This is a genomic window from Rhodothermales bacterium, from assembly GCA_013002345.1.
Lineage (GTDB): Bacteria > Bacteroidota > Rhodothermia > Rhodothermales > JABDKH01 > JABDKH01.
This window is the reverse complement of sequence record JABDKH010000366.1, coordinates 1-9,506: the sequence shown is the minus strand read 5'-3', so window position 1 is coordinate 9,506 and position 9,506 is coordinate 1. Positions and strand designations below refer to the sequence as shown.

The window sequence follows — 9,506 nt, the reverse complement described above, 5'->3', positions numbered from 1 at the left end:
TCCCACTACACCAAAGACGTACGCAGGATAGCGACCAAGTCCGTACAGTCCGGCCTGTTCTGCTCCGGCCACGGCAAGGAGAATAACCGGTCCGATGTGAGAGTGGAGTAGTTTCGTGCCTTCGCTAAGCGTAGGCCACTTGGCGTACGCCACCAGCTGTCGGTAGGAGGTGGCTGACAGCTCGGCACCCATCCTCCAGAGAGGGATGAGGAAGGCGGTGGCGAGAAGACCGCTTGCTGTCTGGCCGATGGCATGCGCGAGCAAGATCCGTTCGACGGTCAGGTCGCCGGTCGCGAGTATCAAACCCAGTGCGCAAAGTCCCACAATCGCGCCTGCCACTGTCAGTACAGCGACGCGGCCATACAACTCCTGCGAGAGCAGGCTGGACCGGAGACATTCGAGCACCGATCGCCCTCCGGCCCAGATAGCGACCAGTACAGCCGCCGTAGCTGAGAAGCCTGATCCCGACGAGATCTCAGCCGCCGTCCCACCGACTATCGCCACCGCCAAAGTTCCAACAATCGCCGTTCCTGCTGCCATGATGGCGATGCCCGCAGCCTTTTGGCCGTTGCCGGAGGCAAACTGCTCGACGGACAAACGTACTACCGCGACACCCGGTCCCGTTCCGAAGAGCCCGACAAGTATCCATTGTGCGCTGATGGCGAAGGCGTACAGACCCATGTCGGCGAGGCTGAACTGCCACGATGCGACAAGGAAGAATGCGCCACCTGCCGCTGTTGCGACCAGGTTGCTTCCGAGCAGTAAGGATATTGGTCGCTGTGCGCGAATCGCCGTCAGGAGCTTGGTCCGAGAATTCGCCCTGTGTCGTAACAGATGCCGCCAATCACGAGCAGCACCAGAAGCAGCGCGCCAGCGGCAAAGGAGTAATCGTTCCGGTTTATCGTTTGGCGAACGATTCGAAGTCGCTCGACGTTGCTCAACGCGCGCAAGGACTCCTTGCGCGAGTACCGGGCGTAATCTCGTCCGTACGTGTGGAGTTTCGAGTAGTACTGTCTCAGTGTCGAGATCTCAAGTCGGTCCGCCTCGATGTTGGCGTCGTATCGGACCGCCGAAGACGAATGGACATCGATCGCGCGTCGAAGGAAAACAATGTCAGCGCTTCGGTAGATCAGGGGGAAACCGCCGAGCTGCTCAAGCACGGTACGGCGTGTTGCCATGTTGCACGTGTATGCGACATACAGGTCTTCGATCTTACTATCGAAGATCCACCCCATCTTGTCCGACTCGTAGGCCGCCAGCATTGCGAGGGAACTTGAGGCGGATGAAAAGTGCAGGCGGCCTACGAGCACAGCCGCGCCGGAATCCTGCATCGCCTGGTCGATGTTGCTTAGCCAGTCTTCCCTCGGGGCCGTGTCAGCATCCGTGAAGGCGATGATGTCTCCCGTCGATTCCGCAATCCCGCGGTTTCGTGCAGCGTAGTCTCCTTGTACTTCTTCCAGGACCACTCTCACCTCCGGATTTCGTCGTGCAATCGTCGCCGACTGGTCCGTAGAGTTGTTGTCGACGAGGATTATCTCGTACTGATCCTTTGGGTAGGACTGACCGGACAGAGCCGCGATGCACGACTCGATGTGCTTCTCCTCGTTAAAGAATGGTACTACGACGGAGATCTTCATTCCGTGATCACGCCCGGCTGTGCGTTGAAAATACGAGGACGAGCGGAGGCGAGTCAGACATACCCTACATACGGTCAGTCACGATGCCTGTCTCAGAGATCGACGATGCGGTTGTAGATCATGCCTATCGTCCACCCAATCAGCCCACCGACAAGCGCGCCGTACACCAGGCCGACAAAACTGCCGACCCAGGTTACAGAGTATCCGATGAAGTACTGTCCGAGAAGCTGAAGGTGCGGACCGGCGTCCGGTCCATCCTTGATTACGAGCCATGCCGTCATCGCGAACAGGCTGAGTCCGAACAGAGCGCCAATGACAATCGCGAGGATCTTCGCGTGAATCCGTGCGACCCGGGCGGTCACCTGGTTGCTTTTTGATTTTGGCATTGTTCTACACTGTGGGTGACGTGCTGAGGGTCCGCGCGGTAATGCGAACTATATCTTGCCCAGCAGGTCGGGATTCTCCTGCAATCCGGCCCTTCTGCGGATGGTCATCAAGTAAGCGTGCAGGCTGGCATTTCGCAAGGTCGCGATGCCAGATCCGATAATGAAGCCTCCTATGGCCCCCTCTACAAGTCCGATAAACGCCCCCGGCCAAGTAACAGAGTACCCCCAGAGATACTGACTCAGAAGAACCAGATTGGGCCCTACGATTTCGCCACCTCTAAAGAGAAGGACGGCGGTAACAAAGAACACCACAAATCCACAGACGACAGCCATGGCGGCGCCAAGCGCCCACGGATCCAGCCGTGTATATAAGCTCGCGAGTACCGCCTCGGACGATTCCGCAACGGAAGCCGCTGGCTTCGCAACAGGAGTCGGAGTCAATCGATCACCTACGTACGATTTTTCCTCGCGATGTTCCTCATGATAGGTCTTCTCGGTATTGACGGTCCAAACATTGTGCAGTTTGTCGCCGACAATATTTCTCGCCGCCAAGACTCCCGTCATCATGGAGTGATCCTGGTTGTTGTACCGGTGCAGGCCGTTGCGTCCGATCGTCTGAAGATTTTCGAACTGGTTCAGATATTCTCGAAGAACGTCGACGCTTGAATGATACTGCTGATCGTATACCGGATAGGCCTTCTTCATCCGCACGACCGTTCCGTCCAGTACTTCTTCAGGTTGTACGAGACCAATTCGTGACACCTCCTCAATACCGAGCTCGATCAAGCGTTCGTCGCTCCAGCTCCACTGATCGTCTTTCTGCCACAGAAAATATTCGAGACCGAGAGATGTCCTGGATGTATCGGGGACCATCTCTTCGCTCCAGTTCTTGTAGTTCTGGATCCTCCCCATCTGCACGGACGGGTCATGTATATAGATCCAGTTGTCGGGGAACACCTCCGCTCGATCAATGATCAGGACAACTGTCAGGTAGTCGCGATACCTCAGGCCGCGAGCGGCGGCCAGTACCTCTTCGGGGGGTGGGGGATTAAGCGCGTGAATAAGTTCGCGGAGTGGCATCGACGAGATGAAGTGTTCCGCTTGATATTCTGTCAGGCTGCCTGAAACGCCACTCGACACGACCTCTTCCACCCGGTTGTTGCTGTGCCGGATCTGCTCAACTCGCTCTCCCATCACGGTAGTCGTTCCCTCCGCCGCGAGAACCTCTACGCATCGCTCCCACATCATTCCGGGTCCGCGCCGAGGGTACAGGAATCTATCGATCAGCGTCGTTATGATCTCACCGTCTCGCTGCTTTCCGTTACCAAGCAACGCACTTCGGACAGCTTCTCTGAGCGACAGGTTCTTTATTCTCTGAGCGGCCCAATCTGACGAGATTTCGTTGCAGGGTATCCCCCAGACCTTCTCAGTGTATGTCTTGAAAAAGATCTCAAAAAGGCGCCTACCGAAGCGGTTGGATACCCATTCCTCAAGCGTCGTTTCGGTGTTGCTGGGAAAGAGCCGTGCGTGCAGGTAGCTCAGACCGACACGGACGGACTCGGTTGGACCGAGATGACTCAGTGCGTTGAGTGCCCTCAACGGGTAGTCGAAGAAGTTACCGCCGTAGTAGATGCGGGAGAGTCTTGGACGCTCCAGGAGGTCGTCGCCCAGAAGCTCTTTCCAGATCTCGTTTACGTACTCAACTTTGGAGAAGAAGCGGTGACCACCGATATCAAATTTGTATCCCTTATAGTCGACGGTCCTGGAAATACCTCCAACGAGGTCATCAGCCTCTAGAATCAAGGCATTTTCGCCGAGCTTAAGCAACTCGTATGCGGAGGTCAGACCCGCCGGACCTGCGCCAATCACTACCGTTGGATGATCACTCATGAGCGCTCGATGCGGACTGTTGTCGACTCGCGAGCTCGGCGACCGTGACTCTGTACGTCGGTTCTATTGGCCATTCTGTGCAAGAGGAGCAGGTTTGGAAGTGCGGAGAACGCGATATAGCAGCAAGCCTGTGGCGAAGGCGATCCCGCTCTCAAGAAAGAGAAGCCAGTGCCACGGGACGGTCATGGCTGCAAAGAGCGTGCCTCTCTTCTTCTTAAAATATAGGTACAGACTTCGATTGAGCCAGAGCAGGATTATTGCGCACGCGGCCGTCGCATAAAGAAGAGACGGCAGCAAGAAGCTCAGAACAGCCGTCCCAAGTAGTAGTAGCGCCATTACGACACTGATACGATTTGCGGTGCTCGTGTTAAGGTCATTGAGCAGATTCCGCTCCCGAAAGATGAGCTCTGTCCATGGCAATCCGCGCTGGAAAAAGTCCGTCCTGATCACGGAGGCGGCGTCCCATCGTTTCAGGTGTTTCACCTGCAACTCCGCGCACAGTCGTATTCTTTTACCCGTCCTCTTGAGTCGATAGCCCAGATCCACGTCCTCGATCGAAGGGAGTGGGTAGCGGGCCTCATCAAATCCCCCCACGGCTTCAAAGTCTTCCCGTCTGATTGCCCCGCAGGCTCCCCAAAATGTGGACGCTTCAGGTTTACCATTCTGGTGAACAAAGTGATGAAGAAGATTGCGGTATTGCGAGAGGAAATTGGTTTCAAGTGGCTGGTCGTCGTACGAGCCGAAAACGGCCGACACGTCCGGCTCTTGCTCAAAGACGGCGCTTACCTGGCGGATGATGTCAGGCTTCACGATCACGTCCGCATCGATGAACAGGAGTACATCGCCCGTCGTCTCGCGGACGCCTCTGTTCCGTGCGCCTGCGGGACCGCCTGTTCGCTCAAGATTGACGACTCGACCACCGAACTCTGTCTGAACGAACGCCAGATCCTCCGTGCCGCCATCATTGACGACGACGATTTCTAAAGCGGGCGGGTCGGCCGCTGAAACGGCCTCAAGACAATGACGGAATTTGTCTCCTCCGTTCAGGACCGGTATGACTATCGAGATCACGGGTGCGGTTATGATGGCGATAGGAGGTGTTAGCGTGTCTAGAGTGTATCAAGAGGATGCGCCAGGATCTCTGCCACACGATCTCTCTCCCGTCGTGGGCGCAAACAGACTTCCCCGGACATTGATAACGGTTCAAAGTGTAGTTCCTGCGCGCTCCCGACAAAGATAGGCTGCATCAGACAGACGAATGGAGGTCGGAAAGGAGGCTGTCCCGACTGTCTGGTCGGGGAACTCCCGTCAGCGAGGCAGGCCGATGGAAGGAATCCATTCGATCGGGTGGAGACGAGCCGATTGATTGCCAGTGTCAGACGGCTTACTCTCGCAAGTATGGAATAAAGCTCCCGTGTCTGAATCGCCGGGAAGCGGCTCATCCAGAATCGCAAACAGGCAACGTGTTATGTACGAATTGAATCCTGACATCGCGTCAAAGCAGCTCGACGATGGGAAATCGGTACTCGTAGACGGTAAGACGCGAAAGTTCTTTGCCATCAACGAAACGGGATCGGTGATCTGGAATGGCCTAAAAGAGGACAAGTCCGCCGACGAGATCACGCTGCTGTTGACAATCGATTTTGCCATCGACAGGGAGGAAGCCCGCGGCCACGTCGATGAGTTCATAGATCGACTGATCAGCGACGGCATTTTGATCCAGAAGTAGGCGCACGGCGGTGGACCGCAGCCCGCCTCTTGACCGATTGTTCGCGGAAAGTATCGCGTCCGCCGTCTTATTTTCAACGCTCTCAGTAGTGCTGCGTGCAGACCCGTGTTTCGAGCCATTTGTGCACGTTCGCCGGTCCAAGGACCCTTTATCCAGTGTTAGACTCCATACCCGATGCAGGTTAGCAAGGACACGATGGGACAGGTCGTCCAGGTCGTAGGACCCGTCATAGACGCCCAGTTCGCCCCGGATGCCGTCCCGGATATTCTGGATGCGCTCGTCATTGACGCACCAGGCGGTCACGAACTCGTTCTCGAAGTACAGCAGCACCTCGGCGAGAATCGCGTCCGGACCGTTGCCATGGACTCCACCGAAGGCATTAGCCGCGGCACGCCGGTGAGGAACACCGAAAAGCCCATCGCTATGCCGGTCGGTGAAGAGATCCGCGGGCGCCTTTTCAACGTAATTGGCAACGCCGTTGATGGTCTGCCGCAGCCGAAGATCGAAGGCACGCGGCCGATTCACTCACCGCCACCGTCATTTGACGAGCTGTCGACGAAGGTCGAAATGCTCGAGACGGGTATCAAGGTGGTTGACCTGCTTGAGCCGTATTCCCGTGGCGGAAAGATCGGACTCTTCGGCGGCGCGGGTGTGGGAAAGACCGTTCTCATCATGGAGCTCATCAACAACATCGCGAAGGAGCACGAGGGGATGTCCGTGTTCGCCGGCGTTGGTGAGCGTACGAGAGAAGGCAATGACCTGCTTCGCGAGATGCTCGAGAGCGGCGTCATCCGTTATGGCGACGCCTTCATGAAGTCGATGGAAGAAGGCAACTGGGACCTGTCGAAGGTCGATATGAAAGAGGTCATCCAGAGCCAGGCCACTCTGGTCTTCGGGCAGATGAACGAGCCGCCGGGCGCCCGCGCCCGGGTAGGGCTGTCGGGCCTCACGATCGCTGAATATTTTCGCGATCTGGGCGGACGCGACGTGCTCTTCTTCGTGGACAATATCTTCCGTTTCACTCAGGCCGGATCTGAAGTATCCGCACTCCTGGGCCGAATGCCCAGTGCCGTGGGGTACCAGCCGACCCTCGCCACAGAGATGGGCGAATTGCAGGAGAGGATCACCTCCACCAAAGCAGGATCGATCACTTCGGTTCAGGCCATCTATGTTCCGGCCGACGACCTGACCGACCCGGCGCCGGCCACGACCTTTGCCCACCTTGATGCGACAAGCGTGCTATCGCGTCAGATCGCATCCCTTGGAATCTATCCGGCCATTGATCCCCTCGATTCGACGAGCCGGATCCTCGATGCTCGCATACTCGGAGACGAGCACTACAACACGGCACAGGAGACCAAGCAGCTGCTGCAGCGATACAAGGAACTCCAGGACATCATCGCGATCCTCGGAATGGACGAGTTGAGTGACGAGGACAAGCTTGTCGTCGGACGAGCGCGCCGCGCCCAGCGCTACATGAGCCAGCCATTCCACGTGGCGGAGCAGTTCATTGGCATCAAAGGCAAGTACGTCCGAATCGGCGATACCATTCGCGGCTTCAGGATGATTCTTGACGGCGAGCTGGACCACCTGCCGGAATCGGCCTTCATGTACAAGGGTGCGATCGAGGAAGTCATCGAGGAAGGAGAGAAGCAGCTTCAGAAAGCCTGATTCCGAGGTAGTTGATGGCCAAGACCATTCGCGTCGATATTGTTTCTCCATCGGGCAGCGTCTTCCGGGGCGAGGCCACGGGTGTGAGGGCGCCGGGCGTCGAGGGCTCATTCGAGGTCCTGTACAATCACGCGCCCATGATCGCCGCTTTCGAAGTCGGCCCGCTGTACGTAACGACCATTTCGGGAGACAAGATCGTATTCGCCACCAGCGGCGGATTCCTGGAAGTCCTGGACAACCGCGTAACAGTGCTGGCTGAGACAGCCGAGCCAGGTTCTGACATCGACGTCGAGCGTGCCCGGGAAGCGCAAGAGCGAGCCGAGGCCGCCTTGAAGCTGGCGCCGCCCGCCGAGCGCGAGAAGTATGAGGCCGCTCTCGAACGTGCCCGAAACCGTGCGCGCGTCGCCATGGGACAGGTAGGAACCTCGCGGTAGGTCCTATACTGAACGCATAACTCACCGTCTCTGACACCCGGCCGGGCACGATCCGCGCCGGGTTTCTATTTTGGTGGCGCCCGGCGAAACAGCGGCTCTCCAGCCTCATCCCCCAACGCGTATCTCCCGATGATTCTTGATGATCTTTCGACACCCGCGCTGCTGGTCGACGAGTCGCGGCTGGCTGCCAATATCGATCGCATGCAGAAGATGGCCGCGCAGCAGAGCGTGGGGCTGAGACCTCACATGAAGACTCACAAATCGATCGCAATCGCGCGCCGTCAAGTCGCGAGCGGGGCCGTGGGTATCACGGTCGCGAAAGTCTCCGAGGCCGAGGTGTTTGCTGACGCAGGATTCGACGACATCAGGATCGCGTACGACATCGTGGGGCGTGACAAGTTGGATCGCGTTGCGGCTCTGCATAAGCGGTGTAAAGTTTCAGTTTGTGTCGACACCATTGAGGGGGCGAACGCGCTCTCGTCGCGGTTTGCCGGCAACGGTCCCTCGCTGGATGTGCTGGTGGAAGTCGACACGGGCCACGGACGATGCGGCATCTCGTGGGACGATGATGACGCAACGGACTTCGTACGGCACGTCTCGAATCTCCCGGGACTGATGTTTCGCGGGTTACTCACACACGCAGGCCAGGGATATCACGGTCCGACTCGTAACGGTGAAACGGCCGGCGAAGCACTCGATCGCCACGCAAAGGATGAGCGAGTCCGAATTCTGACGATTGCTGCAAGCCTTGAGGCTGCTGGCCTTCATTCGGAGGAGATCAGCATAGGCTCGACACCCAGCATGTCAAGGTTCGAGAATGTTTCGCATGAAGGCCTCACGATTACTGAGGTGCGGCCCGGCAACTACGTGTTCAACGATGCCTCGCAGGTTGGGCTGACGACTACGGGCATTGAAAACTGTGCACTCACCGTGCTGGCGACGGTGATCAGCCGACGTCGAGATCGGACGGGAACGGAGCGTGTGTACCTGGACGCCGGGAAGAAAGTTGTCACCTCCGATCGTGGTTTTGGTACGGATGGATACGGCATCTTGCTGTACAATCCCAGAACCATGACGCCTCTCCCACACGCTTCCATCGTGACGCTTTCCGAGGAACATGCATGGGTCGAAGTACACGGCGGGTCGACGCTTCAGGTTGAGGACCGCGTCCAGTTTGTCCCGAATCACGCCTGCGTGACTGTTCATTCTCGCAACGAGATGTACCTCGTCGACGGAGACGAGGTTATCGAGACGATACCGGTGGATGCCCGGGGCTGCACAGCATGACAGACGACGCATTCGTGCCGGGGAGTTCTACTGCTCGCGACCGTCTGGTCGTTGCCGGAGCGTATTTGTTGGCGCTTATTGTTTCGGCTCTCGTCGGTATGTACGTATCGGATCTGCCGCCGATCTGGGTTGCTGCGCTGGCCGATCTGGTGGGCACAGCGCTGATCTTCGAGTTCAGTCTTCGGCTGGATAACTCAAGTGTGTATGACCCGTACTGGAGCGTGGCGCCTGTCGTCATCGCGGCGTACTGGTGGTTGGTCGGAGTCGGTGCCGACGTGCTGATCAGACCGGCCATCGTCCTCGCGCTGGTACTCGTGTGGGCGGTGCGGCTGACGATGAACTGGGTCCGCCGCTGGAACGGACTTCGGGATGAGGATTGGCGGTATGTAATGTTGCGCGAGCGTCACGGGAAGCGATACTGGGTCGTAAGCTGGATGGGCATCCACCTGCTGCCAACGGTGCTCGTCTTCCT

At 57.7% G+C, this 9,506-nt stretch carries 10 protein-coding genes; 5 read left to right on the top strand and 5 right to left on the bottom strand.

What is annotated here, in order from left to right:
- The 5 genes from HKN37_17345 to HKN37_17325 all read right to left on the bottom strand — a co-directional run.
- The coding region (locus tag HKN37_17345; protein NNE48420.1) for a hypothetical protein at nt 1-681 on the bottom strand (681 nt) is incomplete at its 3' end.
- A 113-nt stretch (nt 682-794) separates the two neighbouring features.
- Nucleotides 795-1,637: a glycosyltransferase gene (locus tag HKN37_17340; GenBank protein NNE48419.1), complete on the bottom strand. Its 843-nt coding sequence runs from the start codon at nt 1,635-1,637 to the stop codon at nt 795-797.
- A gap of 92 nt (nt 1,638-1,729) precedes the next feature.
- Entirely contained in the window at nt 1,730-2,023 is a 294-nt protein-coding gene (locus tag HKN37_17335; protein NNE48418.1) for a hypothetical protein, read from the bottom strand.
- A 48-nt stretch (nt 2,024-2,071) separates the two neighbouring features.
- Nucleotides 2,072-3,913 (bottom strand): NAD(P)/FAD-dependent oxidoreductase, encoded by a 1,842-nt coding sequence (locus tag HKN37_17330; protein NNE48417.1) that lies wholly within the window; start codon nt 3,911-3,913, stop codon nt 2,072-2,074.
- Between the two features lie 63 nt (nt 3,914-3,976).
- Entirely contained in the window at nt 3,977-5,005 is a 1,029-nt protein-coding gene (locus tag HKN37_17325; protein ID NNE48416.1) for a glycosyltransferase, read from the bottom strand.
- Nucleotides 5,006-5,381: 376 nt separating this feature from the next.
- On the opposite strand from HKN37_17325, the gene HKN37_17320 reads away from it, so the two are divergent.
- The 5 genes from HKN37_17320 to HKN37_17300 all read left to right on the top strand — a co-directional run.
- Nucleotides 5,382-5,642, top strand: coding sequence for a PqqD family protein (locus HKN37_17320; protein NNE48415.1), 261 nt, complete (start codon nt 5,382-5,384; stop codon nt 5,640-5,642).
- A gap of 174 nt (nt 5,643-5,816) precedes the next feature.
- On the top strand, nt 5,817-7,313 hold the full coding sequence (locus HKN37_17315) for a F0F1 ATP synthase subunit beta (GenBank protein NNE48414.1): 1,497 nt from the start codon (nt 5,817-5,819) through the stop codon (nt 7,311-7,313).
- A 14-nt stretch (nt 7,314-7,327) separates the two neighbouring features.
- Nucleotides 7,328-7,747, top strand: coding sequence for a F0F1 ATP synthase subunit epsilon (locus HKN37_17310; protein ID NNE48413.1), 420 nt, complete (start codon nt 7,328-7,330; stop codon nt 7,745-7,747).
- Nucleotides 7,748-7,876: 129 nt separating this feature from the next.
- On the top strand, nt 7,877-9,034 hold the full coding sequence (locus HKN37_17305) for a D-TA family PLP-dependent enzyme (protein NNE48412.1): 1,158 nt from the start codon (nt 7,877-7,879) through the stop codon (nt 9,032-9,034).
- Nucleotides 9,031-9,506: DUF1295 domain-containing protein (locus HKN37_17300; GenBank protein ID NNE48411.1), on the top strand; the 476-nt coding region annotated here is incomplete at its 3' end. The genes HKN37_17305 and HKN37_17300, both read left to right, overlap by 4 nt.